This is a genomic window from Mesorhizobium sp. AR07 (assembly GCF_024746815.1).
GTDB lineage: Bacteria > Pseudomonadota > Alphaproteobacteria > Rhizobiales > Rhizobiaceae > Mesorhizobium.
On record NZ_CP080525.1, the window covers coordinates 5,726,239 to 5,751,438 of the forward strand.

Here is a 25,200-nt window from a genome sequence, read left to right on the forward strand (position 1 = left end):
TCCGCTAGGACACATCTTCGTCCGAACTGAACGGCGCGCTGCGCTCGTAAACACTCGCCAATTCGACGAACTTGCATGTCTGTGCCGAGATAGACAGTGCTTCACCAATCTCCAGGATATGAAGAGCACGGCGGATTGAAGCGCGGGGCTCGCGCCTTGTCCTTATCGACACGGACATTTCCGCAAGCCCCAAGCCGCGATAATTGTTGAAATGGCCATCCGGGCCTCCAAACCGCCGTTCCGCGCTGGTGAAAGTCTGCCAGCCGGTTTTCCGTCCGACATGGACGTCCCCACCAAACTGATCGGGATCGGGGAGCCGTATCGTCCCTTCCGAGCCGTACAATTCGATATGCGGCAGCGAGTGCGCCTGCACGTCCCAACTTGTTCCGAGCGAGATCTGCGTGCCCGACGCAAAGGAAAGAAGGCACCAGAAGGTGGTGGGAACCTCGACGTCGATTTGGGCTCCCGCTTTCGGCCCGGCCTTCATGATCCGCGTCGCGCGCGGCAGGCTGGACATTGCTGCCACCCGCTTCACTGGGCCGAGCAGCTCGAGCAGCACCGTCAGATAATAGGGAGCAACATCGAGCAACGGCCCGCCGCCTGCCTTGAAGAAGAACTCGGCATTGGGATGCCTGTCCTCCATGCCGGCAGACAGGAAGAAGGCGATGCCGCCCGTCACGCGGCCGATCGTTCCGGTATCCACCAGTCCGCGCGCGAATTGGTGCGAGGCTCCCATGAACGTATCAGGCGCCACCGCTGCGACCAGGCCCCGCGCCTCCGCCTCATTGGCAATGAGAAGCCCTTCCCGTATAGGTCGCGGCAAGCGGCTTTTCTGAATAGACGTGTTTCCCGGCGCGAAGCGCCGCCATGGTGATCGGAAAATGGGCCGCCGGCGGTGTAAGATTGAGGATTATGTCGATATCGGCCCGACGAAGCAGCGTCTCGACCTCGCATCCGTCGATGCCGAATTCGAGGCCTCGCGCCTCGGCCTTGTGAAGATTGCGATCCGCGACTGCCTTGATTTCGTAATCCCGAAAGAGAGAGGCATTCCTCAGATACGCCCCAGAGATTTGCCCGCAGCCGACGATACCGACGCCTGTTCGCATGATCGATTTCTCGCTTTGTTCAGATTGTGTTTGCGATGTGGGTCGCGTTGCGAAACGCCAGCGCCATGATGGTAAGAACCGGGTTATAGCCGCCGTTCGTCGGATGCAGCGAGCCATCGCAGACAAACAGGTTCTCATGTCCCCACACCTTGCCGAAAGCATCAGTGACGGAGTTCTCCGGCCTGTCGCCCATCCGGCAGGTTCCAGCCTGATGCTGCCCTCCCGACAATTGCGGGGAGGGCGGCGCACCCCATGTCTTCAAGGCTCCCGACGCCCGCAGCCATTCATCAGCCTTGCCGTGGATGTAGGCTGCCGTTTTCTTGGTTTCGTCGTGGATCGAGCCGGAGAGTCGGGCCACGCGGCGTCCAAACAGATCACGGCAATGTTCATCCAAAGTGACCCGAGAACCGGGCGAGGGGATCTCTTGTACGGGTCCCTTTATTTGCGTGACACGCCGGAAATTCGTCCTCATGAACCGCTTGGCCTCGAGGCCGTATCGGGGAAGACCGGGCGGCAGCGCTGCCTTCCAGAATATCACCGGCAGCATCACGAAGTCGTCGGCCAGCATCGCGCCCCCGATTACGCCTTCGTTGCCATGATTGTAATCGCACGTCGCGATCGTCACGCCGGGTCCTTTGGAATCCTGGACCGCATGATCGAAGAGACCGAATACGATCGGATAGATGTGGCCCTGGAGATTTCTGCCGACCAGATCTCCGGAATTTCCCAATCCGTGTGGCTCCTTGTCGGTCTTCGACAGCAACAGCAACCTGGCGGTTTCGATTGCGCCCGCGGAGAGCACAACCGTCCTTGCGGAGATGAAATCGCGCTTCAGGTTGCCGTCCGCGTTAAGCGCAACCACATAGACACCGACGACCTTGCCTTCAGCATCGGTGGCGATCCGGTCGACCGTCGTTTGCGCAAGCACTGTGCATCGGCCGGTGGCTACCGCCCTTGGAATCATAGTGTTCTGTGTGCCGTTCTTGGCGTCCGTCGGACACATGAAACCCACGCAGGAACCGCATTGGATACAAGCCTTGCGGCCAAGACGAGGCACGGTGTTGATCAGGAGCGGCGGCACGAACGTGTTCAAGCCAAGCGCGTCCGCGCCTTTCCTGAGAACGTCAGTCCCCGGATTGCCGGGTACTGGCGGCATGGGATAATCGCGATTGCGAATGCCCTCCTGCGGATTTTGTCCGCCTTGCCCGCTCACCCCGATTTCGTGTTCCGCGCGCTCGTACCACGGCTCGAGTTCGCTGTAGTCGAACGGCCAGTCGACGAGAGACGACCGCTCCGGCACCCCGTAGCGCGAAGCCATACGGAAGTCGTCCGGGTGGAATCGCCAAGCAAGGCCCCCATAGACCGTGGTCCCGCTGCCGAGTGCCGACGCGTTGGCGTGGTAGTTCGCCTCATGAGGTCGCACGACATGGGAGTTTCCCTGCGCATCCACGAAAACCCGCGGGTTGCCTTCGATATCCGGTCCAGTGTTATGTCCGTAACGTGAGAGCCGATGGTTCCGCAGGTGATCGCGATATCCGCTATTATCGTAGCGCCGCTCTTTTCCCCGTTCAATCAGCAGCACGGTCTTGCCACCTTCCGCGAGCACACAGGCAACAATCCCTCCCGCCGCGCCGCTGCCGACGACGATCGCGTCAAACGCTGGATTCATGCACATAGCTTTCCGCGAACCATGTCCTGCATATTCGAGGGTGGGCCGTCCGGCCCATCGGGTAGCCCCGGTTCGTACCCGATCATCCGCCATGAAAGCGCGTGGGGATTGGAACCGTTGCCCGGGTTGGAGTAGTAGCCTTCGGCGACCAGTTCACAGAGCGTAGCGAACCAAGGGGCGTGGGCGTGCCGCAGAACAATCTCGTCCTGTTGTCTTGCGGGTGCATCGACAAATGCAACGCCGAATACGGTGTGTGCTTCCCGATCCAGTCTTCTCAAGCCTTCGAAAACGAGAGATCCGGACGGCTCCGTGCCGCTCCTCCAGAGCCCCAGGAGAAACTCGCTTACCCCCGCTTGCCCAGCGGAGGGGAAATCATCCTCGGGTATGATGAAGTCAACAACCCTCGACAGTAAATCCACATCGCGCCGTTGAGGACATATGTCCTTAGTCGCCATATAGAGCGCTCCCGTTTTCGCGGTCGAAGACGTAGATGCTTTTGGGATCGACACACAGGGTAAGCCGGGTCCCCCGTCTTAAGGAAGCATCAGGCGACAGGCGCGCAACGGCCTTCGTGCCGGCGATGATGAAGTGTACCAGGGTATCCATTCCAAGAGGCTCGACAAGCTCTGCAACGGCTTCGATGCGGGTCGATACTTGGCCTCCGTTTGGGCCGAGGGATAAATGTTCGGGCCGGATACCAAGGTCGACCGTCCGTCCAACCGCGTCGGCGAATCTGGAAATGCCTGCAGGCAGTTCGAGACGCGAGCCATCGGACAGGACGCCGATCAGCTGTTTTCCGTGTCGTTCAAGCGCCGCGCTGACGAAATTCATGCCAGGCGACCCGATGAACCCGGCTACGAACTTGCTCGCCGGTTTCAAGTATAGTTCCTGAGGCGGCGCGATCTGCTCTATCTTGCCGGCATTCATGACGACCACCCTGTCGGCAAGCGTCATCGCCTCGATCTGGTCATGGGTGACATAGACCGTTGTGGTCGGCACCGCCTCGTGGATCTGTTTGATCTCCGCGCGCATCTGGACGCGGAGCTTGGCATCCAAGTTCGAGAGCGGCTCGTCGAACAGGAATACCGCCGGATTTCTGATCATGGCGCGCCCCATTGCAACGCGTTGGCGCTGTCCGCCAGAGAGTTGCCTTGGTTTGCGTTTGAGCAGGTGGCCGATGTCCAGGATCCGGGCGGTCTCGATCAGTCTCGTCTGGATTTCACCACGCGGCGTCTTCTTCAAACGCAGCCCGAACGTGATGTTGTCCTCAACCGAAAGATGTGGGTAAAGCGCATAGTTCTGGAAAACCATCGCGATGTCCCGCTCTCCCGGCAGGAGGTCATTGACCCGTCGCTCACCGATTTTTATTTCTCCGTCCGTAATTGTCTCAAGCCCGGCGATCATGCGCAGTGTGGTGGATTTTCCGCATCCGGAAGGGCCGACCAGCACCACGAACTCGTGATCCTTGATCGTGAGGTCGATACCGTGGACGGTTTGAACGCCCCCATAGGCTTTGACGACTTTGTTCAGCTCGATGGCGGCCATAAGGCCCTCCAGTGTTGGGTCTTGGCGGTTATCGATCGCGGACGAGGACGTTATCGCTCTTGAGCCAGAACGGCGCGAAATAGAGCGGTGTCGAGGAAAGCGGCAGGATGTCCGCCCGCAGTTCCACGCCAATCACTTTCTTCATGAAATCGCGGCGCGCGGCGATGCGCTTGAATGTCGTCGGATGCTTGGTCTCAATCTGGGACCTCAACGCTTCGTCGGCAAACACCACGGCATCCTCACAGTTCAAGGCCCAGCCGACGGCGATCGGCGTCGGGATGATATCAACCTGAAAATGCATGCCCGACCGGATGCGGTCCTTCGACCCAGGTCGGATCGGGCTATGTGTCCACTCCTCGTAGCCGCCGAGATGTCCCGGATTGAGAGCCGGCCTGAGGTTCGATATTGTGAGCGTCGATATCACCGTTTCATGGACAGTGCCGCCCTCGACACCGATCGCAGCCGTCTCGTACCAGGAGATCAGGCCTTGAAAATAACCCTTGGCGATCGTGAGAAACTCGTCGTTGGCTACATCGAAGAGACCCGCTCGGGAGGAAAGACCGCCCCAATGTCCGATGGCGGTCGTCACACCGTCGCCACGCTTGAGCTTGCGTCCCGTTGCGCTTCGCAGGCCAATCACGGTTTCACCCTTGCTCGCCGACGCGAACATGGTGTGGACGTTCAGCGGGTCTCCAGCATATCCCATGCGCGAGACGGCATCGAACTCGCTGTCACCCTCCCGAACTCCGGAAACGATCCTCCATGTCGCAAGCGAGCTGCGTGTTGCAGCCCATTCGAACGCAGCGATCTGATCAGCATCGATGGTGACGGCGACGCCGTTTTCCGGGTGCATCAGAACATGGGTCGCGTCCCGCAGCCTGCCTGAAGGGCCGACCGCTCGCTGAAGCGCCTGTACGTAGACCGCGGGGACGAAATAGGCTGTTTCAGAAGCTTCGTCTTCAAATGGCTCGAGATACTTCCAGCCCACCAGCCCTACGGTGTCGCCTGCCTTGATTCCAGCGTCGCCCAGACGGTCGGAAAAGCGCGGGAAACGAGAGCGATCCTGCGCCATGAGACTCAGGGTCTGGCTCAAAAGCACCGTCACTCCGGGCAAGCGCGCGAGCGGAGCGTAGCTTTCGGACTCGTTGCCGGTGAGCAGTACGCGCTTGTTGTTCGGCCCAAGAAGAAGGAAGGCTTCTTCGAAGCGCGGCTCGAAACCCGTCAGGAAAGCGATGTTGCCGAAATGCTCCCGATCGGCATAAACCGCCAGCCAGTCGCACCCGGCTTTGTCACAGGCAGCGCGGACACGAGCATCATATATTTCAACGGCGACGTCCGGCTTTTCACCGGGAACACCGAAGTCCGGCAACCGAACGGATGTGAGGGAAATGGTCATTTGGCATCCTTTTGTTTGTGCCGGCGCGAGAGCTGTTGAAATTGGCTGCGAGGGAGATCAATCGCCGTACATCCGGGCCTGCGCGTCCCATTCGAAATCTTTGTCGAGGGGGTAGGTCGGACGAGGCAACAGGTTCCATTGCAACTGCGTCATGTCCAATTGCGAGGTGCCGTCGCTCAGCAGCAGGATATGGCGAGCCGAGACATCTTCGAGCTGAGGATGGAGATATCCAAGCTTGACGACATATGCCTTGTGCTCGGTTGGACTGATGTCCATTGCAACGAAATGGTGCGGCGTGGTTATGCCGATGGCATTGGCGTGGAATGTTGCAATCACGTTGCCGCTTCGCACCTTGGCCCACGCGCCCTCCTTGGATCGGTATGGCTGGAATCCCGGCAGCACCAACTCTTCTCCGCATGCCTCTACGAGCACGCTGACGCGGCGCGCCATCTTCGGACGGGAAAGATGCTCGGCCCCCAATTCGATCTCCACCGTCGAGCCGACACCGGCCTGGACGAGTTTGCGGACAGTTTCGGGAGCCGTAATGCCGGCGACAACGACATCGTGGACCTGTTCGTCTTCGAGCGCTGCCTGCAAGACGAGGGTCAGATCTCCGGCCGCACCCGCCGTGGTGTTATCCCCCGAATCGGACACGAATACGGGGCGCTGCGGGCACTCGACCGCGAGCCTCAGTCCCTGCCGAACTTCCGCGGTTTCCATCTTGAGATTGAATTCCGCGCGCTTCGCCCATATCGCTTGTGCCAACCGTGTGGCCTGCACGCGCGCCAGCTCGGCGTCGCCGTCGCTTACTGCAATCGCCGATACGGCGGTCCAGGGCCTGTCGTTCCAAGCAAATCCGACAAGGATGTTCGCCTCCATCATGCCCGGCATGCTGTCGTATTCCAGCAAGGAGCCATAGAGGCTTTTCGCGGGCTCCAGGGCTGTGACCGCCGTCTCCCCGGGGATGAGAATTGGTAGGCTCACGACGGATTTCTTGGGCGTGATGCCGGTTCGAATGACCCGGATAAGCTGGTCTGCTGCTCGGTAACCCGTCTGCCTGTCGTCACGATGCGGCGCGGTGCGCAGAACGCTGATGACCGTGGACGCCTCGAGAAGTTCCGGAGTCATGTCGCCATGGAGATCGAGCGACACGCCGATCGGCACATCAGGCCCAAGGACATTCCTGATAGCCTGAATGAAGTCGGTGTCTGCGTCGATGTCCAGCCCCTGGACTTCCAACGCACCATGATTGGCAACGAGCATCCCGTCGAACGGCCCGTGTGCGCTGATGAGCGCGAGCGTCTTTTCCTTGACGTCTTGATATGCCGCCCGCTCCAGCGGCCCGCCGGGCAGCGCAGTGGCCCAGTATAGCGGGACCGCCTCGACGTCACTATCCTTCGCCATGCGCGCGAGCATGCCTCGGACCATCCAGACGTCACCTTCGGACATGTCCCTGCCGGTATAATGTTGTATCGCGTCCCACGTGGTTGGGACCGGAGAGGCGAGCATGATTTCAATGGAGAGGCCGACGATACCTATGCGCATTCTCTGACTTTCGAACTGACTTGGAATTGAACTCACGGAAGGACGTGTGGAGAATCGAGGCCCGTGACCCCGTCGAGGGCGAGTGCGACGCCGCCGAGAAACGGACTGATTGTCGACAAATGCGAGAAAATGACTTTGGTCTGCACTGACATCGAGGGATGTGCCAGCCGTTGCAGGGCGCGTTCGACCGCCGGTCGCAGATAAGGCTCGGCGCTCGCCATATCGCCGCCGAGGCAAACCAATGGCGGATTGAAGATGTTTACGAGACTGGAAATCGCCGAGCCGAGAACCGCGCCAGCATTGTCGAGCACGCCGACAACCACCTCATCATCTGCGCTGGCACGCTCCATGATCTCCTTGAATGAAGATGGCTGATTGCCGGTCAGCCTGCCGATCTCCTCCGCCAGCCCGGGTTCGGAAAGGTAAGGCGAAAGGCAACCCGAGCCTCCGCAGGAACAATAGCGGCCCTGCGGGACAACCTTGATGTGTCCCAGTTCGCCTGCCAATCCGCTGGCGCCGCGGTAGATGTTGCCGTCAAGAAACAAGGCGCCGCCGACGCCTGAGCCCGAAAACAGATAAATAAAATCTCTGACGCCGACGCATTCACCGAACATGTATTCGGCCATCGCGGCCGCCTTGCCGTCATTGCCCGCAAAAACGGGCGCATCCAGTGCGGAGGAGAACATGTCCACTACAGGGACGCCGCGCCATCCAAGGACCGGAGCGTGAAGCAGGACGCCCTCGTTGGTGAGGAGGCCCGGAAGCGAAATGCCGACTCCGAGCGTCTCGCCGTCGCGGCCGCATTCACGGACTATTTCCTTCACCCCCCGAGCGACGAGATCGACGACGCCGCCCAGCTTTCCGTCGAACGCCTGGACCTTGGAGTGTATGGGGATTCCGTCGAGCGCAGCAGCGACATAGCCGATCGTGTCGGCCTCGATCTGCACGCCAACGATCAATCCGCTTTCCGGAGAAATGGTGAGGCCCTCTACAGGTCGACCAGGCTTGTTGCTGGTCGCGACAGGGTTGCGTTCAACCAGGCCCAACTCGCTGAATTGATTGATAATGGAGGAGACAACGGACTTGTCGATGCCCGTCTTGGCGACGATGTCGCGCTGCGAAACGTTCGGCTCGATGCGTATCCTGTGAAAGATCGCATTGGCATTGAAATGCCTGATGTACGACTTGCTCAAGCCTCGCTCCGATGTTTTTCTTGCATTGAGAATAATTCATACGAGGAGGCCGTGTGATTTGTCAATCGACGAACGCCAGCCAATTTTATTCCCGGAGAATTATTGCATGATACCAATATGTTATGCGGATTGCCCTCGCGGCAATGGGCTTCCGCCCGGATATTTTGACCGCAATCTGTTGACGGGTATCATTTTTTGAGGGTAGGTTTTTCTTGTTTACAGAATATATGCCGGGGACAAAACGCTCGGCTCAACAGAGGGTAGAACAATGAGTAAATCGAAATGGATCGGCGTGGCGCTCGGCGTAGTCGCAAGCGCATCAGTGGCTAGGGCCGACGGCGCGAAGGAGCTTTGGCATTATTACGCGGCAGGGTCCGAAAAGGCGGGCATCGAAGCCTTGATCGCGTTTGCCAACAAGCAGAATCCCAACAACCAGATCGTTGGCAAGGTGATCCCGGGCAATGCCGTCGAAATGCGTCGCCAGTTGCAGACCGCATTCATGGGAAACACACCGCCCGCCGCCTATCAGAGCTCGATGGCGTCGGAGCTGAAGACGTTTGTCGACAGCGGCAAGCTTCATGATCTTTCGGAGACCTGGGCAAAGATCAAGGGAGACGAGATTTTTCCGGAGGGCGTGCAGCGCGTCGTCAAGATTGGCGGCAAGCCTTATGGCATTCCTTATGACCTCTCGCTCATCAACAATATCTTCTACAACAAGGCGATATTCACAAAGGCCGGGCTGGAGCCTCCCAAAGATTACAATGGCTTGGTGGCCGCTTGCGACAAGCTGCGCGCGGCAGGGGTGGAGCCTTTGGGCAACGCAGGAGGCCCGTTCTGGAGCCTGTATAATTTTTACGCGCCTCTCGTATCCACTGTCGGCACCGAGGGCTACTACAAGATCGCGAGTGGTGAACTCGGCTTCGATACCCCGGAATTCCGCAAGGCTCTCGACCTTTACCGCAGCACGATGGTGAAGTGTTACGCCAAGAACTGGAGCGGCAAGACCTGGACGCAAACGGCCGACGATGTCGTCAACGGGAATACCGGGATGTTCATGATGGGCGCCTGGGCTGCGGCCTATTTCAAACAGGCGGGCTTCGCCCCTGTTGAGAAGTTCGATGTGTTTCCGGCACCAGGGACAGAGGGCAAGGCGATTTTCCAGATGGATGCCTTTGCGGTTCCGGAAGGACCGGCCGATACGCTTGAAACCGCTGAAAAATTCGTGATCTCCGCTGCGTCTGCGGAAGGTCAGGCAGCATTTGCCGTTCCGAAAGGCTCACTCGCACCAAATGTGACAGTTGATCCGTCGATCTATGATGCCGTGGGTGCCAAGTTCGCGAAGGAGCTGGCGGATGCGTCAAAGGCCAACGCCGTGCTGCCGAACCTGTTTTTCTTGCTGCCCACCAAGGTCGGCACGGAATTGGGCGTCCAAATCGAGAAATTCGCGATCGAGCCCTCCGACGCCAACGAAAACGAGATGATCACGACGCTTGAGGGCTTACGGCAGGAAGCTTTGACGGAGGGATCCTATCAGAAGTGGTGATACCGTGGTCGGGCCGACACATGTCGGCCCGACATCCCGGGACGTTGACGATACGATTTTCTGATTCCGCTTGCCGAGAGAACAATCCGACATGCCGAACTTCCAACTCATGCGCCGGAAGTTTCAGACCGCAGGGGTGACCCACGCAATCTTTCTGTCGCTTCCTGTAACCCTTTTTGCCGTTTTCTATGTCTATCCCATCATTTCCACATTCAATTTGTCGCTTCACAGCTGGGATGGTTTCTCACCCACTCCGAAGTATGTCGGGCTGCAGAACTACGTCGCGCTGCTTCATCAATCGCGCTTCTTTCACGCCCTTTTGAACAACATTTCCTGGCTCGTCTTCCTCATGCTTGGGCCGACGAGCCTCGGCCTGCTCCTGGCCGCTTTGCTCGACAGGGGCATGAAGGGTGAATCGGTGTTCCGGGTCATCTTCTTCCTGCCCTTTACTATCCCGGCCGTGGCCGTGGCCGCGATCTGGCGCTGGATGTATGAGCCGACTAACGGTCTGCTGACGACGATCTTGCGGTCGGTTGGTTTGGGCGGCCTGGCCCAGAACTGGCTTGGCGACCCGTCGATCGTCAACTTCGCGCTTATGGGTTCGATGATGTGGTGGACGACGGGTTTCGCCTTCCTGGTGTTCTTCGCGGGCCTTCGCAACATTCCGGTCGAGTACATAGAGGCCGCGAGGATCGAGGGGGCGACACCCTGGCAGGTCTTCTGGAAGGTCAGCTTCCCGCTTCTATGGCCCTCCACGATCGTCGTCCTCGGTATGGCCGCGGTCGACGCTATGCGCCTGTTCGACATTGTCTGGGCGATGACCAATGGCGGCCCCGCATACGCTTCCGAGGTCCTGGCCACGCAGATGTACGACACCGCGTTCGGTAGGTTCGAGATGGGCCGCGCCAGCGCGATTTCGGTCTACCTTCTGGTGATCGCAGGGTTCATCATCATGCCCTACATCTACCAGCTGGCAAAACGCGTTCAGGACAGCGAGGCGGAATAGATGAACACTGCAACCGCCAAGCGCACGGCTCTACCCTTTTCGATCCTGGTGGCGGCTGCGGCGATCTTTGCCGCTCCCCTGGTGGTTGCGTTCCTGACGTCGCTCAAATCGCCGTCCGAAATAACGCGAGTGATCGCGTTGCCGAACGAACTCTTCTTCCAGAATTACGCCATCGCCTACGAGCGGATGGGGCGAAGCTTCCTGAACTCGATTGCGATTACGGTGCCATCCGTGATCCTGTCGCTGCTGGTGGGGGCGATTTCTGGCTACCCGCTTGCCTATATGCGCGGAGCTGGCGGAAGGGTGGTGTATCTTTTCCTGCTAACTGGCATGCTCGTTCCCTTCCAGATCGTCCAAATTCCCTTGTTTTTTCTGATCAGGGCGATTGGTCTTTACGACACTATTCCCGGCATGTGGCTGGTCCACACCGCCTACAGTGTTCCGTTCTGCACCTTCTTCATGCGGAATTTCTTCGCGTCGGTACCCAGGTCGATGTATGAGGCAGCACTCATCGACGGCTGCACCCCGGCGGCTTACTTCTGGCGACTTCTTCTGCCGGCGTCGGGATCAGGTCTCGCGGCCCTCGCGATCATCCAGAGTCGCGCCATCTGGAACGACCTCCTCTTTGCCATTACCTTGACAACGAGCGACGAGGCCAGACCTGTCACGGTCACTATCGCCGGTTTCGCCAGCAGCCTGCAGGTTGAATACGGTCCGCTCATGGCAGCGACGCTTATCTCGCTTCTGCCAGTGATGCTCGCCTACCTGCTCTTCCAGAAGGCCTTCGTGCGCGGTTTGCTTGGGGGAGCTGGGAAATAGTCGGATCCGGATCCATCATTTCTTCGCGAGGTGATCGGCTCGGTGGGAGTGTGAACGCTTCTGCACGTGCAAGGGGACCTTCTATTCGGCGCGCGCAGTCGGGGGCGTCTCCAGTTGGTCCGTTATGGCCTGCCAACGGTCGGCGAAAATGGCCGTATGCGGTCTTGATCTGGACGCCGACAGGAAGTTCTGGGCATTCATTCTCGCCATTGCTGCCCCAATTGACCCAACCGGACTGGCGCCGTTGGACGATCTGGAAACCCTGAGGCGGAGGCCACAGCCGTGCCCGTGCCGTCGACGTCTTCGTCCTCGGGATCTCCGCGCGGTTTCGCGTGCTCCGGGACGATCTCGGCGATGCCGACGCATTGAAGCATTGGATCGCCGCCGCCATCCAGCGACTTGTGGACGCTGCATAGACACGATCGTGCTCGTCTCGGCGCCTGCGCATATCTTCGATGAGCTACTGCTGGAGCGGGCTGCCAAGGATTGGCGCAAGGTTGCACGGGTCATCGCCGAGACCATGGGACACAATATGGACCCGTATATCCAGGTCGGTGACTTGATGTTGCTGACCCGTATCGTGGCCCTTGTCGATCAGGGAGCCACGAAACTCGCCGTAAGGCACGGTCTTGATATTTCGATGGACAGGTGTGTCCCCGGGCTGAAATGCTGGGCAGATGGTTCACAAAAACGTTGCTCTGGTTCTCGGTGGTGGTGGGGCTGCCGGAAATGCATGGTTGATCGGCATCATCGCCGGCCTGGCTGAAGCTGGTCTCGATATGACAGAGGTCGCCGATTTGGTGGTCGGCACCTCGGCCGGTGCCACCGCGGCAGCGCAGATGCGCAGCGGCATACCGCCGGCCGAACTGCTGGCCTCGGTGCTGTCTGCACCGGTTCAACCGGTCGGACAGAGCCGGCAGGGCGCGCCCTCCCTGCCGATGGCCACGGTGTTCGAGCGGATGAGGGCCATCGGCGCCGCGGCCACCTCGGCAGCCGATCTACGACGTGCGATGGGCGCGTTCGGGTTGGAGAGCGACCCCATACTCGGACCCGCGGCGGCGGAACAGCGGCGCGCCATGGTCGCCGCCAGGTTGCCTCGCCCTGAATGGCCGGACAGGCCGATGATCGTGGTGGCCATTGACGCGCATACCGGCGAGCTGGCTGCGTTCCACCGCGATTCCGGCGTCGACCTGGTGGACGCAGTCACCGCGAGCACCGCAATGCCTGGTCTGGCGCCCACGCACAGCATCAACGGTGCCCGCTACATCAACGGTGGCGTGCGCTCCGCCGAAAACGCCGACCTTGCCTCGGGCTATGCGAACGTCGTGGTGCTCTCGCCGTTTGGCGGGCGGAGCGGGTCACTACCGGAAGGGCAGTTCGAGGGCCTGCGCAGATTACCGGGCGCGGACCTGGAGAGCCAGGTCGAGGGCCTGCGCAAGCAGGGCAGCCGCGTCGAGGTGATCACGCCGGACGCCGATTCCCGAGCCGCAATGGGCACGAACCAGATGGATCTGGCGACCCGTATTCCCTCCGCCCGTGCCGGTTTCGCCCAAGGCAAGCGGGAAGCGGCCCGCGTAGAACTCCTCTGACGATTGCACGCCGACACCAAGCGCTACTCTATACGCGCTGGCACTCGCTTTTTTAGGGTCGACCGCAACATGGCGGGGGGCCCGAATGGGTTGTTGGCTGGAGGGCGGCGTCCGAGGCTGCTGCCACCGTGCGAAGGACGGCGAAGTGGCGAGGGCGCCGATCGGGGAGTTCAAGGCAATTACCAAATATCTCTGAGCAAAGGGGTATGACTGAGGACTACCATCTGGAAGGGATGTCCATCGTCCGCGCCGCCAAAGCAGGCATTCCGGTACTCAGTCTTGCGGCTCTGGGCATCGTTTTCGGTGATATCGGAACCAGCCCCTCTTTACACCTTCAAGACCGTCCTTGACCTGATCGACGGCAAGCCCGACGCAACCTGCGCAGGTGGCATGAGCCCGGTTCCGTCACTGCTGGCCGGGCGGTATCGTCCGCGCCGCTGATGGCCGCCTCGGAATGGTCGGGCGTTGGCTTGAGTGGCCTTAAAGAATTCTGTTGGGTCTCGCCACCGGAGTTGCCCACGGATCGCGATAGATTATGATGACACCCTGTCTTTGATCCGGTGCTTCTGGGAGGAACGATCGGGCATGAAATATGTTTTGCTGATCATACCCTGCGTTCTGAGCGTTTGGGTTCCGCTGTACAACAGCATCGAGCCGACCCTTGCGGGCATTCCCTTCTTTTTCTGGTTTCTGCTGGTCTTGATTCCGGTCTCGTCGATCTTCATGTGGGCTGCATCGAGGATCGGAGGGGACGACGCGTGATCGATCATCTCAATTGGACCGCGACGGTCGTCTTTGTCTTCTTCTTTGCGGTGGTAACGGTCATTGGCTTCGTCGCTGCCCGCTGGAAATCCGGCAATCTCGACGAGTTGCACGAATGGGGCCTTGGTGGCCGGCGGTTTGGCGCGTGGATCACCTGGTTCCTGCTCGGCGGCGACCTCTACACGGCCTATACCGTCATCGCGGTGCCTGCGGTCGTATATGCGATCGGTTCTTACGGCTTCTTTGCCGTGCCCTACACGATCCTGATCTATCCTTTCGTCTTCCTGACGATGCCGCGCTTGTGGAACGTGGCGCGCGAGAAGGGTTACATCACCGGGGCCGATTTCATCTTCGGGCGTTACCGCAACAAGGGGCTGGAGCTCGCGGTCGCCTTCACCGGCATCCTCGCCACCATGCCCTATATCGCGCTGCAACTCGTCGGCATGGAGAAGGTCATCCAGGCGCTGGGTTTCCAGGGCCAGGGTATGATGTCGCATCTGCCGTTGACCATCGCCTTCGTCATCCTGGCGCTCTACACATACAAGAGCGGCCTGCGCGCGCCCGCCATGATCGCCTTCGTCAAGGACATCATGATCTACATCTTCGTCATCGCCGCGGTGGTGATCATCCCGGCCAAGCTCGGTGGCTATGGCGCGGTCTTCGATGCGGCTGCCAAGGCATATGCCGGCAAACCCAACCAGGGTCTGACCCTCTCGCCGGCGCAAATCGGACCATTCATCACGCTCGCCATTGGATCGGCGATGGCATTGTTTATGTACCCGCATTCGCTGACCGGCGTGCTGTCGGCATCGGGGCCCAAGGCGATCCGGCGCAATGCCATGACACTGCCGGCCTATTCGCTTCTGCTTGGGCTTATCGCGCTGATGGGTTTGATGGCCCATGCAGCGGGCATCGAAGTCGCCAATCCGCAGGACGCGATCCCTCAATTGCTGCTGAAAATGTTCCCGGACTGGTTCGCGGGCTTCTGCTTCGCCGCAATTGCCATCGGCGCCCTGGTGCCGGCCGCGGTGATGTCGATCGGCGCGGCGAACACTTTCACGCGCAATGTCTGGCGGCCTTTCGTCAATCCCGCCATCTCGCCCCTGCAGGAATCGCAGCTCGCCAAGCTGATGTCGCTGATCGTGAAGGTCGGTGCCCTGGCGGTGATCATCCTCATGCCGACAAAGTTCGCGCTCGACCTGCAATTGCTCGGCGGCGTCTGGATGATCCAGATATTCCCGGCCGTGATCTTTGGCCTCTACACGCGCTGGTACAGTGGCGAGGCGCTGCTGGCAGGCTGGGTCGTCGGCTTCGGCCTGGGGTCCTATCTGTCCTGGGGGGCCACAGCTTGGGTGCCGACATCGACCATTCTCGGATACGGCGCCTATAACGGCGTCATCGCCGTGATCGCCAACATTGTTGTCGCGACCGCACTGTCGTTCGTGTTTCGCACGAAGGTTGAAGGCGATATCGCCAACGCTGATTTCCTGGATGCTCGCAGCACAGCCTGACGTCGAAGGGCCGGCTGCCGAGCCAGATCCAACAATCAATCCGAAATCGGTCGGCAAATTCCAGTTTGACCGGCGTAGGGTCGGTTGCCAGCGCCTTCGCTCAGGATCAATTCACCGCGTTGCGGTTGTTGCCGGATTCAAAAGCTGCATCGCCTCGTAGGTTGATCGATACCCAGATGTTGGGATTCTGCTGCGACTGGCGCTTGAGAAAGTAATAGCCAGTGGCATCCCATGAGCGAATGCTGTTGACGAGGTTGTCGAGGATGAAATCGCCCTTGTCGGTCTTCACCGTGAGGATGGCATGGCCTTCGCCGTGCAGGTCGTAAACAACCGTCATCAGCAAAGTCTGCCGTGGGAATCCGGCGTCGAGCAATAGTTTGCGCTTGAACAGCGCGTAGATCTTGCAATCGCTCATTTCGGCCAGGTCAAAATAGACTGAATTACCTCGCAAAAGATCATGCTCAAACAAGACGATAGGGCCAGTAGACACCAGACCGCTTCCGGCGCTCGAAAGCATCGAGAGCGATGACATTCGTTTCGCCGGGGGAGGGCCTGGTCGAAGGGGCGCGCTGCCCTGCTGGACAGGCGGCTTGGGGTCAGGACGTGTGATCGAAATGGCGCCCGGGACTGGCAAGCGGGGCGGCTTTGCCGCCCCAGGATCAGAACTTGACGCCGAGATTGGCCTTGAAGCTCTGGTCGATTGCCGCGCCGCCGAACTGGCTGGTGTAGGAGACCCCGAGCGTCGCGCTGGGCGTGAGGGTGAAGTCCAGTCCCGCTTCGACGATCGCGCTGTCCTTGGCGATCGGAACGCCGGCCACGGTGAAGGCGCCGCCGCCGGCGAAGGCGAGCGACGATAGCGGCGTGGTGTCACCGAAAGCGTGGCGCCAGCCAACCATGCCGCGCACCGTGGCGCTGATATCGCGCACTGTAAAGTCCGCGCCCGCCCTGAGACCCACGGTGGTGAAGGTCGTTTCGGTGGTCGAGCCGGCACTGGCCAGCGCTGCCCTGCCACCTTGCTCCGAAAAGCCGTCGGCCTTGACGTTGACATGGGCAAGTCCGCCGAACGGCTCGAGGGAAACGCCGCCGATATTCAGGCCGTAGCCGAGTTCCCCGAAGACCTGTGCGGTGCCGGCATGGTATTTCGCCGCAAGGCTGTCGGAAAAGCCCGGGAAGACGACGTCGCGGCTGGTCTCGATGTCATGCCAGCTGTAGGCGGCGCCGCCACGCAGGCTGAATACCCCCCACCGGCCGCCGCCGAACAGGCCGACATGGTAGCTTGAGCTGCTGCCCGAGGAAGCCCGGTCGGTTGCATCGAAGGAAGTTTGGCTGTAGCCGCCGATAACGCCAAGGCGCCAGTTGTCGCCGATGGGCGTATCGGCGCCAACGACGAAGCCACCGGTGCTGCGGCTGAATGTTGCCGCGTTGCCGTCGCTGTCGGTATCGCCCCAGGAGCCGTAGGCCTGGCTCCAGACGGCGAGACGGTCGGTCGCGGCCTCGGCGAGCACAGGGCCGCCCGGACCGTAGGCCATCACCGGGACAGAAGTCGCGCCGGCCTCGCCGAAGGCCGCCCGGATACGGGCGTTGGCGGCGTCGGCCAGGAAGCGGCTGTCCTCGACCAGCATGCCGTTCACCGATGCATGGACCTCGCCCGACAGCGCGTCGAAGGCCTTGCGGGCAGTGTCCTCGTCGAGGCTGGTGACGGCGTTGTAGAGCGCGTTGCCGGTACCGAGCTGTTCGGCGCCGCCGGCGGCGGCGATCTGGTTTCGGGTGCGCCCGACGTCGCCAAATGAAACATCGTTGCGGGCGAGCGAAAGGCTGATCGCATTGGCGGTGTAGGAAAGCGTCGGCGTCAGGAAGGCGAAATTGGAGGTCACCGACGCAAACTGGCCGGCAATGCCCGAGGCCGCCGTCAAGATGGTGTATTGCGGTGTCGTTGCGTAGTCTCCTGTCGCCGCAAGCACCTGCACGGTGCCGCCGGAAAGCGTTACCTTGCCCGAGACGGCAAGCCTGTCCGACTTGCCGGTCGCATCGGCCTCGACCTGATAGATGGAGCCGGCGGCAAAGCTCGCATCGCCCGCGACATTGAGCGTGCCGATGGAGTTGCCGGGGGCGACCGTCGAGCCGCTGAGCGCCGTTACCTTGCCGACCGTGCCGGTGCCGCCAAGGCTTGCGCCCGATTGCAGCGTGACGGCCGAATTGGCAAGCGAACCATTGACGGAAAGTCGCCCGGCGTTGACGGTGGTTTGGCCCGAAAGCAGGCTGGTGCCGGTGAGGTTGAGCCTGCCTGTGCCGGTCTTGGTGAAGGAGCCGGTGCCGTTGATGGCGTTGGCGAAAGTGGCGTCCACCGCCTGGTCGATGATGAGGGCGGCGTCGTCGAGGATGGCGCCGCTGCCGAAGCTCGATGCGGAACCGGCCAGCGTCCCCGCCGCAATCGTCGTGCCGCCAGCATAGCTATTGGCGCCGGTGAGCACGGTCTTGCCGGTTCCGATCTGCTTGAGCGAACCGCTGCCGGAGATCGCGCCGGTGAAGGTCAGCGTGTCGGAGCGGTTGAAGGCAAGCACGCCGCTATTGGCGACATCGCCGACGATCGAACCTTGCCCGCCGCCATTGCCCAGTTGCAGCGTGCCTTGCGAGATTGTGGTGCCTTGGGCGTAAGTGCTGGTGCCGGTGAGGCTGAGCGTGCCTGTGCCGGTCTTGGTGAAGGAGCCGGTGCCGTTGATGGCGTTGGCGAAAGTGGCGTCCGTCGCCTGGTCGATAATGAGGGCGGCGTCGTCGAGGATGGCGCCGCTGCCGAAGCTCGATGCGGAACCGGCCAGCGTCCCCGCCGCAATCGTCGTGCTGCCAGCATAGCTGTTGGCGCCGGTGAGCACGGTCTTGCCGGTTCCGATCTGCTTGAGCGAACCGCTGCCGGAGATCGCGCCGGTAAAGGTCAGCGTGTCGGAGCGGTTGAAGGCAAGCACGCCGCCATTGGCGACGTCGCCGACGATCGAGCCCTGCGCGCTGCCATTGCCCAGTTGCAGCGTGCCTTGCGAGATTGTGGTGCCTTGGGCGTAGGTGCTGGTGCCGGTGAGGCTGAGCGTACCCATGCCGGTCTTGGCGAAGGAGCCGGTGCCGTTGATGGCGTTGGCGAAAGTGGCGTCCGTCGCCTGGTCGATAATGAGGGCGGCGTCGTCGAGGATGGCGCCGCTGCCGAAGCTCGATGCGGAACCGGCCAGCGTCCCCGCCGCAATCGTCGTGCCGCCAGCATAGCTATTGGCGCCGGTGAGCACGGTCTTGCCGGTTCCGATCTGCTTGAGCGAACCGCTGCCGGAGATCGCGCCGGTGAAGGTCAGCGTGTCGGAGCGGTTGAAGGCAAGCACGCCGCTATTGGCGACATCGCCGACGATCGAACCTTGCCCGCCGCCATTGCCCAGTTGCAGCGTGCCTTGCGAGATTGTGGTGCCTTGGGCGTAAGTGCTGGCGCCGGTCAGCGTCAGCGTCGCGGCGCCGGTCTTGGTCAGCTTGCCTTTGCCGGAGATCATGCCCGAAGCGGTGAGATCGGCGTCGGTGGCGAACGTACCGCCTGCCGTGCGCAGGTCGATGTCGCGCGCCGTGGACATCGCTGCTGTATTGCGCAGCGTGCCGCCGTCAAAGGCAAGCCCGCCGGCCGCGGCGCCAAGATTGGCATTGGACGAGATCGCCAGGGTGCCGCCCTTGATGAGCGTGCCGCCGGTATAGGTGTTTTCACCGGTCAATGTGAGGGTCCCATGGTCATCCTTGACGAGGGTGCCGGCGCCGGTGAGCTCGGAGGCGATCGTGGCTTTGGTGGTGGCGCTCGATTGGGTGCCGTCGCCGACACGAATGATCGTCTGCGGGGCACCAAGCGCGATCGCGTCGCCTTCGATGCGATAGCCGTCGGTTGCGAATTGCATGCCGGTCACGGCAATCGTGCCCTGGCCGCCATCGACCGTCACAGTGCCTGCCTGGCCTTGGAAAATGGCGTATCCCGGCTGCGGTGTCATCGGCGTGTTGAAAGCGCCGTCCTGCCCGGTCCAGTTTCCGCCGGCAACACTCCACACGCCGTCGCCGCCGTCGACAGCGCCGTTGTTGACGTTTCCAGGCGCGCCGCCATCCCAGAAGTTCAGTGCGGCTCCCCCGGTGTTGACTAGGTTGACCTGCGTGGCCACCGCAGTCTGCACGCTCAAGTCGCCAGCCGACAATGTGGAGGGAACGGTGCCGATGGCAAGTCCGTTGTCGGCCAGCGTGCCGCCATAGTTGAACAGACGATAGATGCCGGCGCCGAAGTCGTTGCCGGCGCTGATATTGAGCGTGCCGTCGAGTGTCAGGTCGCCGTTCACGTCGACGCGATTGCCGGTCAAGCCAAGCTGGTAGTCGAGATAAGCGCCTGCCGACAGTGACAGCGAGCCCAGGGTCAGCGGGCCCGGGCCAGATCCGGGCGCAAGATGCCCGCCGTCGGCGATCGCCACCGCGCCGTCAATGGTGCCCGAGCCACCGAGCGTTGCCCCGCTGTCGATAGTGACGGCGGTGTCGGCGAGCTTGCCGTCGACCAGCAACCGCCCCGCCTTGACCGATGTCGTTCCGGTGTAGGTATTGGTGCCGGTGACGGCGAACGTGCCGGTTCCTTGTTTGACGAGGCCGCCGCCGCCGGAGATGACGCCGGAGAAGCTGGTATCGCTGGCATTGCCAGTCGTCAGCGTGCCGGCGCCAAGCGTAACGCTGCCGCCACCGCCAAGCGAGCCGATGGTCTGGTCGAAGCCATTGAGGTCGAGCTTCGCACCCGAACTGACCGTGAAGTTGCTAAGTGGGGCAAACACGCCCGCCGCGCCGGCTTGCAGCGTGCCGACATCGACCTTGGTGGCGCCGGTGTAGGTGCTGGATGCCTGCGTGAAGGCACCCGAGCTCTGCTTCGCCAGTCTGAGGTTGCCCGAGCCCGTCTTGCCCAGCGTGAAGATGCCAGAGCCCGTCTTCGTCAGGCCGCCGGTGCCGTTGATGTCGCCGGCAAATGTCGACGACGTGCCGTCGCCACCCAATGTCAGCGTTCCGGCGCCGAGCACGACACTGCCGGCGCCTGTAAGCGAGCCGATGGTCTGATCGTAGCCGCCGAGGTCGAGTCTTGCGCCCGGAACCATGCTGAAGGCGCTGCCTGAGGCAAAGCTGTTTGCCGCACTGGCCTTCAAGGTGCCGGCATCGACCTCCGTCGTTCCGCCATAGCTGTTGGTGCCGCTGAGCGTGAATATGCCTGATCCGCTCTTCGTCAGGCCGCCAGTGCCGGAAATGCCGCCGGAGAATGCCGTCGAGCCGGCGTCGCCGGTGCTCAATCGGCCGGCGCCAAGGACCACGTCGCCGGCACCCGCCAGCGAGGCGATGGTCTGGTTGAAGCCGCCGAGGTCGAGCTTGGCGCCCGAAGCCACCGTCACGGCGCTTCGCGAATCGAATGCACCCGAACCGCCGGCCCGCAGCGTTCCGTCGCTGACGGTGGTCGCGCCGCCATGGTTCATGCGGTCGACGATCAGCACTCCGGCGCCCTTCTTTTCGACGGCGTGCGGTACGCCGCCGCCGCTAAGGATGATCCCGGCCTGCCGGGCAGAGCCTTGCTTGACCCAGAGTTCGGTATTGTCCTGCTGGAGCGTCATGATGTTGGCAAGATCGACGTTCGCGCCATAATCGAGCGCACCGCTATACATCATCAGGTAGCCGGTGCCGATCGCCGAACTGTTTTCGACCCGCAACGTGCCGGCCTGCACATTGACGATGCCGTCATAGGCGCTGTTGTCGCCCGACAGCGCCAGCACGCCCGCGCCATATTTGTGAAACGTTCCCGAGCCACTGATGTCGCCGGCAAACACGATGTCGTCCGACCGGTCGAATGCCAGGCTGCCGGCATTCGCCACATTGCCGGCGAGGGAACCATGTGTCGCTCCGTCGCCGACCACCAGCACACTGCCGCTGTCGATCGTCGTTCCGCCCGTATGGCTGAGGTCGCCGCTCGTCGACAGCGTACCGCCACCGGTCACGGTGAGCGTTCCCGAGCCGGAAAGATCGCCGGTGAAGGAACCGTAGAAATCCGATCGGTTGAAGACCAGCGCGCTGTTGTTGACGATGTTGCCGGCGATCGAGCCGGTGCTTGCGCCGTCGCCGACCTGCAAGGTACCGGCGTTGATCGTGGTGCCGCCGGTATAGGTGTTGGCGCCGGCAAGGATGCTCGTGCCGGTACCGTTCTGCTCCACCCGCCCAGTGCCCGAGATCGCGCCGCCCAGCGTCAGGTTGCTGTCCGAGCGGTTGAACGTCAGCACGCCTTGGTTGACGATATCGCCGGCGACCGAGCCGGCGGCGCCGCCGTTGCCGAGCTGCAGCGTGCCCGCCGAAATCGTGGTCAAACCGGAATAGGTGTTGTCGCCGGCCAGCACCAGCGTGCCGGAGCCAAGCTTGTCGAGGCCGAACATGCCGGCGCTCGCCAGCACCGACGAGACGGTCGCCGTCACGCCGGCGTCGGTAGTGATGAAACTGGCGCCGGCATTGCCGTGGGCATCGCCGGACAGGTCCAGCGCTCCGCCTGAAAGTTCGTAGCCGTCGGTCGAAAACTGCAACCCCTGGAAGCCGATGGCGCCCGATACCGTCACCGTGCCGGCGGTGCCGGCGAACACGCCGACCTCGCCGCGCCAGCTGTCATTGATGCCGGCCTCGCCGGGTGCGCCGGTCCAGTTGGAGGTGCCGGCACTCCATTGGCCGGTGCCGCCGTCGACGCTGCCGTTGCCGGCGACATCGGTGCCGTCCCAGAACTGCAGCAGCTGACCGCCATTGCGCTGCAGCAGGTTGACCTGGTTGGCAGCGGCGGTGGTAACGATGGCGTCTGTGGGAACCGCATCGAAGGATCCGGTGGTGGTGCCCGAAACGTTGAACAGCCGGTAGTAGCCGGTCACCGCGCTGGGCGCTTCCAGCGTGCCGCCCAGCGTCAGGTTGCCGTTGACGTTGACGAGGTCGTTGGTGGAGCCTCCGGCAACGCCGGGCGTGCCGAGTTCGAACAGGCTGGTCGAGCCGGCATTGAGAGTGAGATTGCCAGCCACGGTGAGTGTGCCGGGGCTGTTGCCGGCGAAGAGCGTGCCGTTGACGATGGTGGAGGCGATGGTGCCGCTGCCGCCGATGGCGGCGCCGGCGTCAACCGTGACGCCGGAGGACGAGGCGATCGATCCGTTGACGATGAGCTTGCCGGCGGAGACGGTGGTGGCGCCGGTGTAGTCGCTGCTGGCGGCAGTCAGGATGGTGGTGCCCGTGCCGCTATGGCCCAGTGCCCCGCTGCCGGAAATCCTGTTGCCGACGATGACCGTGTCGCTGCGGTTGAAGTCGAGCTTGCCGCTGTTGGCGACATCGCCGTCGGCGAGCGCTCCCGCCGTACCGCCGTCGCCGACCTGCAAGGTGCCATTGCTGATCGTGGTGGCGCCGAAATAGGTATTGGCGCCGGCGAGGGCCACCGTGCCCGCGCCGGCCTTGGTGAGCCCGCCCGTTCCGCTCAGCACGCCGCTATAGGTCAGCGTGTTTCCCGCCGATGCCGACAATGTGCCGCCACCGGCGGCGAGGGTAGCGTCATTGCTGGCGGCGAAACTGGCCGTCGCCAGCAGGGTGCCGCCATCGAAGCTCAGCGCGCCGCTGCCAAGGTTGGCATCGGCGGAGACCGACAGCGTGCCGCCGTTGATGTTGGTGCCACCGGAATAGGTGTTGACGCCGGTCAGGACGGTCGTTCCGGCGCCGGTCTTGGTCAATACACCGGCGCCCGCGATCGCCGCGCCGATCGTGCCGTTCGACAGGTTGAAGGCGGTGGCGGCGGTGATCGTTCCCGTGCCGGTGACGCTGCCACCGGTGAGCGTGAAGGTGTCGACGCCGAGGTTGTAGCCGGCGGCGACATTGACGGTCGCGGTCCCGCTGTTGGTCAGCGTGCCGATGCCGGTCATGTCGCCGCCGGTCAGCGACAGCGTGCCGTTGTTCTGGTTGCTGATGTCGCCGGTGACGGCGACGGCGCCGCCGAGAACCTTGATCTGCCCGTCATTGACGATGCTGCTTATTCCCGACGACAGTGTCGCCGTGCCCGTCGGGCCGTTGAAATTGATCGTGCCGCCGCCTTGGTTGTTGACGGCGCCGGCGTCGATGACGCTGCCGTTGACGCCGACATTGATGACCGTGTTGTTGTTGAGCGTGTTGCCGGTGCCCCGCAACGTCGCGCCGGCGCCGATATTGATCATACCAGCGCCGTTGTTGATCGTCTGGGCGCTGAGCGTGCGCCCGGCGCTGATCGAGGTCGTGCCGAAATTGTTGAAGGCCGTGATGCCGGTCGCATCATCGGCCGCGGTCGATCCGGTTACCGACACGGTGACGCCGCCATCGACCTGGATCGTGCCGTTGAACGTGCCCGCCAGCGTCGTGGCGCCGCCGAGTTCGATCGCGCCGATATTGCTGCCGGCGAGCGCCTTGATGCTGTTGGTGCCGCCGGTGATGATGATGGCGGTCGAAGGGGCGCCGTTCAAGCCGCCGCCGCCGCCCAGGGCGCCACCGGCGATCGTGCCGCTGTTGATGATCGTCAGGTTCTGGCCGATGATGCCGAAGCCGCCGGCCTGCGGCCGGTAAGGTTGGTAGTTCTGGAAATCGGTGCCGCCGCCGCCGCCCTTGATTGTGCCTGTATTGGTGATCGTCAGCCCGGCCGAGCCGGTTGCGGTGATGCCGTTGCCGCCTCTGCCGCCGGTTCCGTTGCCGGAAGGGTCGGTGAACGGATTGATCGCTCCGCTTGAGCTTCCGCCGCCGCCGCCGGTGCCGCCGGTGATTGTGCTGGAATTGATGAGGTTGGCGCCGGTCGTGGCGATGATGCCGGAACCGCCGCCACCGCCGCCGCCGCCGCCACCATAAGAGTAAGACGGCACGGAATTGTAATTTCCGATACCGCCGTAGCCGCCTTTGCCGCCGGTAATGGCGCTGCTGTTGTTCAGATCGGCGCCGAGGGTCAGACCGGCGCCGCCGGCGCCGCCACCACCGCCGCCGGCGCCGGCGGCATAGCCGCCGCCGCCGCTGCCGCCACCATCCGAGCCGCCGCCGACACCGCCGCGGGCCCCTTGACCAGAGGTAGTTCCGCCGCCGCCGCCGGGCGCGGTCGCGCTGCCATCTCCGTAGCCGCCGCCGCCCGAACCGCCACCTGCCGTGTAGCCATTCGGTGCGTCCCTGCCATTCCCGCCATTGCCGCCGATGACCTGAGCCATCGCCGGCTGATGCGTCGCCGCCAGCGCCAGCGGCGTGACGAGCGCGGTGCCGGCAAGCAGCATCGCGCGGTAGCGCTTATGCCGGGGCTTGAGCGGCGATGTGGGCTGTGCGCCGGCGCGGCGTGTCCCCGTCGGCGACACCGGCTCGCCATTGGCATGAACTTCGTGTCCGCTACCGCAAATGCTGCTCACTCAGTCTTCCCCGTCTTCGCGAACCGGCGGCAGCCGGTGCACAAAGCTCCGCCGCCGCCGAAAACAGCCATGCCGTCGGTCGCAG

The 25,200-nt window shown here is 62.4% G+C and carries 17 protein-coding genes and 1 pseudogene; 8 read left to right on the top strand and 10 right to left on the bottom strand.

Annotated elements, in window-relative coordinates:
- Positions 1-4 precede the first annotated feature (4 nt).
- The 8 genes from BPNPMPFG_RS28485 to BPNPMPFG_RS28515 form a co-directional block, all read right to left on the bottom strand.
- A complete protein-coding gene (locus BPNPMPFG_RS28485) occupies positions 5-679 on the bottom strand; it encodes a Gfo/Idh/MocA family protein (protein WP_258591901.1) in 675 nt (224 codons plus the stop codon).
- A gap of 103 nt (positions 680-782) precedes the next feature.
- Positions 783-1,106, bottom strand: coding sequence for a Gfo/Idh/MocA family protein (locus BPNPMPFG_RS28490; RefSeq protein ID WP_258591902.1), 324 nt, complete (start codon positions 1,104-1,106; stop codon positions 783-785).
- A gap of 19 nt (positions 1,107-1,125) precedes the next feature.
- Positions 1,126-2,775, bottom strand: a complete 1,650-nt coding sequence (locus tag BPNPMPFG_RS28495; protein ID WP_258591903.1) for a GMC family oxidoreductase — start codon at positions 2,773-2,775, stop codon at positions 1,126-1,128.
- Complete coding sequence (locus tag BPNPMPFG_RS43230) at positions 2,772-3,230, bottom strand: gluconate 2-dehydrogenase subunit 3 family protein (RefSeq protein WP_413776811.1); 459 nt, start codon at positions 3,228-3,230, stop codon at positions 2,772-2,774. Before BPNPMPFG_RS43230 ends, BPNPMPFG_RS28495 begins: the two co-directional genes overlap by 4 nt.
- On the bottom strand, positions 3,220-4,320 hold the full coding sequence (locus BPNPMPFG_RS28500; protein ID WP_258591904.1) for an ABC transporter ATP-binding protein: 1,101 nt from the start codon (positions 4,318-4,320) through the stop codon (positions 3,220-3,222). Before BPNPMPFG_RS28500 ends, BPNPMPFG_RS43230 begins: the two co-directional genes overlap by 11 nt.
- A gap of 28 nt (positions 4,321-4,348) precedes the next feature.
- Positions 4,349-5,716, bottom strand: coding sequence for a M24 family metallopeptidase (locus BPNPMPFG_RS28505; protein ID WP_258591905.1), 1,368 nt, complete (start codon positions 5,714-5,716; stop codon positions 4,349-4,351).
- 57 nt (positions 5,717-5,773) lie between these two features.
- A complete protein-coding gene (locus tag BPNPMPFG_RS28510; RefSeq protein ID WP_258591906.1) occupies positions 5,774-7,261 on the bottom strand; it encodes a M81 family metallopeptidase in 1,488 nt (495 codons plus the stop codon).
- Between the two features lie 32 nt (positions 7,262-7,293).
- The gene (locus BPNPMPFG_RS28515) at positions 7,294-8,454 is read right to left on the bottom strand and encodes an ROK family transcriptional regulator (RefSeq protein ID WP_258591907.1); all 1,161 of its coding nucleotides are present in this window, start codon (positions 8,452-8,454) and stop codon (positions 7,294-7,296) included.
- A gap of 268 nt (positions 8,455-8,722) precedes the next feature.
- On the opposite strand from BPNPMPFG_RS28515, the gene BPNPMPFG_RS28520 reads away from it, so the two are divergent.
- From BPNPMPFG_RS28520 to mctP, 8 genes are all read left to right on the top strand, one after another.
- Positions 8,723-9,997, top strand: a complete 1,275-nt coding sequence (locus BPNPMPFG_RS28520) for an ABC transporter substrate-binding protein (protein WP_258591908.1) — start codon at positions 8,723-8,725, stop codon at positions 9,995-9,997.
- A 91-nt stretch (positions 9,998-10,088) separates the two neighbouring features.
- Positions 10,089-11,003 (top strand): carbohydrate ABC transporter permease, encoded by a 915-nt coding sequence (locus BPNPMPFG_RS28525; protein ID WP_258591909.1) that lies wholly within the window; start codon positions 10,089-10,091, stop codon positions 11,001-11,003.
- Positions 11,004-11,822: a carbohydrate ABC transporter permease gene (locus BPNPMPFG_RS28530; RefSeq protein ID WP_258591910.1), complete on the top strand. Its 819-nt coding sequence runs from the start codon at positions 11,004-11,006 to the stop codon at positions 11,820-11,822.
- Between the two features lie 148 nt (positions 11,823-11,970).
- Entirely contained in the window at positions 11,971-12,588 is a 618-nt protein-coding gene (locus BPNPMPFG_RS43235) for a DUF3658 domain-containing protein (protein WP_413776812.1), read from the top strand.
- A complete protein-coding gene (locus BPNPMPFG_RS28535) occupies positions 12,560-13,411 on the top strand; it encodes a patatin-like phospholipase family protein (protein ID WP_258591911.1) in 852 nt (283 codons plus the stop codon). Before BPNPMPFG_RS43235 ends, BPNPMPFG_RS28535 begins: the two co-directional genes overlap by 29 nt.
- Positions 13,412-13,617: 206 nt before the next feature.
- The gene (locus BPNPMPFG_RS28540) at positions 13,618-13,761 is read left to right on the top strand and encodes a hypothetical protein (protein WP_258591912.1); all 144 of its coding nucleotides are present in this window, start codon (positions 13,618-13,620) and stop codon (positions 13,759-13,761) included.
- A 235-nt stretch (positions 13,762-13,996) separates the two neighbouring features.
- On the top strand, positions 13,997-14,173 hold the full coding sequence (locus BPNPMPFG_RS28545; RefSeq protein WP_149907987.1) for a DUF3311 domain-containing protein: 177 nt from the start codon (positions 13,997-13,999) through the stop codon (positions 14,171-14,173).
- Positions 14,170-15,684 (top strand): monocarboxylate uptake permease MctP, encoded by a 1,515-nt coding sequence (gene mctP / locus BPNPMPFG_RS28550; protein ID WP_258591913.1) that lies wholly within the window; start codon positions 14,170-14,172, stop codon positions 15,682-15,684. Before BPNPMPFG_RS28545 ends, mctP begins: the two co-directional genes overlap by 4 nt.
- Positions 15,685-15,790: 106 nt before the next feature.
- Here mctP and BPNPMPFG_RS28555 read toward each other — a convergent pair.
- Together BPNPMPFG_RS28555 and BPNPMPFG_RS28560 are read right to left on the bottom strand one after the other, a co-directional pair.
- Positions 15,791-16,093 (bottom strand): annotated as a pseudogene (locus BPNPMPFG_RS28555) (transglutaminase-like cysteine peptidase); the annotation flags it as partial.
- A 250-nt stretch (positions 16,094-16,343) separates the two neighbouring features.
- A complete protein-coding gene (locus tag BPNPMPFG_RS28560) occupies positions 16,344-25,115 on the bottom strand; it encodes an autotransporter-associated beta strand repeat-containing protein (RefSeq protein WP_263013309.1) in 8,772 nt (2,923 codons plus the stop codon).
- Positions 25,116-25,200 lie beyond the last annotated feature (85 nt).

Coding starts and splice junctions, on each gene's coding strand:
- BPNPMPFG_RS43230 (WP_413776811.1), bottom strand. CDS start 3,230: ATGGCGACTAAGGACATATGTCCTCAACGGCGCGATGTGGATTTACTG.
- BPNPMPFG_RS28510 (WP_258591906.1), bottom strand. CDS start 7,261: ATGCGCATAGGTATCGTCGGCCTCTCCATTGAAATCATGCTCGCCTCT.
- BPNPMPFG_RS28505 (WP_258591905.1), bottom strand. CDS start 5,716: ATGACCATTTCCCTCACATCCGTTCGGTTGCCGGACTTCGGTGTTCCC.
- BPNPMPFG_RS28545 (WP_149907987.1), top strand. CDS start 13,997: ATGAAATATGTTTTGCTGATCATACCCTGCGTTCTGAGCGTTTGGGTT.
- BPNPMPFG_RS28490 (WP_258591902.1), bottom strand. CDS start 1,106: ATGCGAACAGGCGTCGGTATCGTCGGCTGCGGGCAAATCTCTGGGGCG.
- BPNPMPFG_RS28530 (WP_258591910.1), top strand. CDS start 11,004: ATGAACACTGCAACCGCCAAGCGCACGGCTCTACCCTTTTCGATCCTG.
- BPNPMPFG_RS28495 (WP_258591903.1), bottom strand. CDS start 2,775: ATGAATCCAGCGTTTGACGCGATCGTCGTCGGCAGCGGCGCGGCGGGA.
- BPNPMPFG_RS28500 (WP_258591904.1), bottom strand. CDS start 4,320: ATGGCCGCCATCGAGCTGAACAAAGTCGTCAAAGCCTATGGGGGCGTT.
- BPNPMPFG_RS28520 (WP_258591908.1), top strand. CDS start 8,723: ATGAGTAAATCGAAATGGATCGGCGTGGCGCTCGGCGTAGTCGCAAGC.
- BPNPMPFG_RS28540 (WP_258591912.1), top strand. CDS start 13,618: ATGACTGAGGACTACCATCTGGAAGGGATGTCCATCGTCCGCGCCGCC.
- BPNPMPFG_RS28525 (WP_258591909.1), top strand. CDS start 10,089: ATGCCGAACTTCCAACTCATGCGCCGGAAGTTTCAGACCGCAGGGGTG.
- BPNPMPFG_RS43235 (WP_413776812.1), top strand. CDS start 11,971: ATGGCCGTATGCGGTCTTGATCTGGACGCCGACAGGAAGTTCTGGGCA.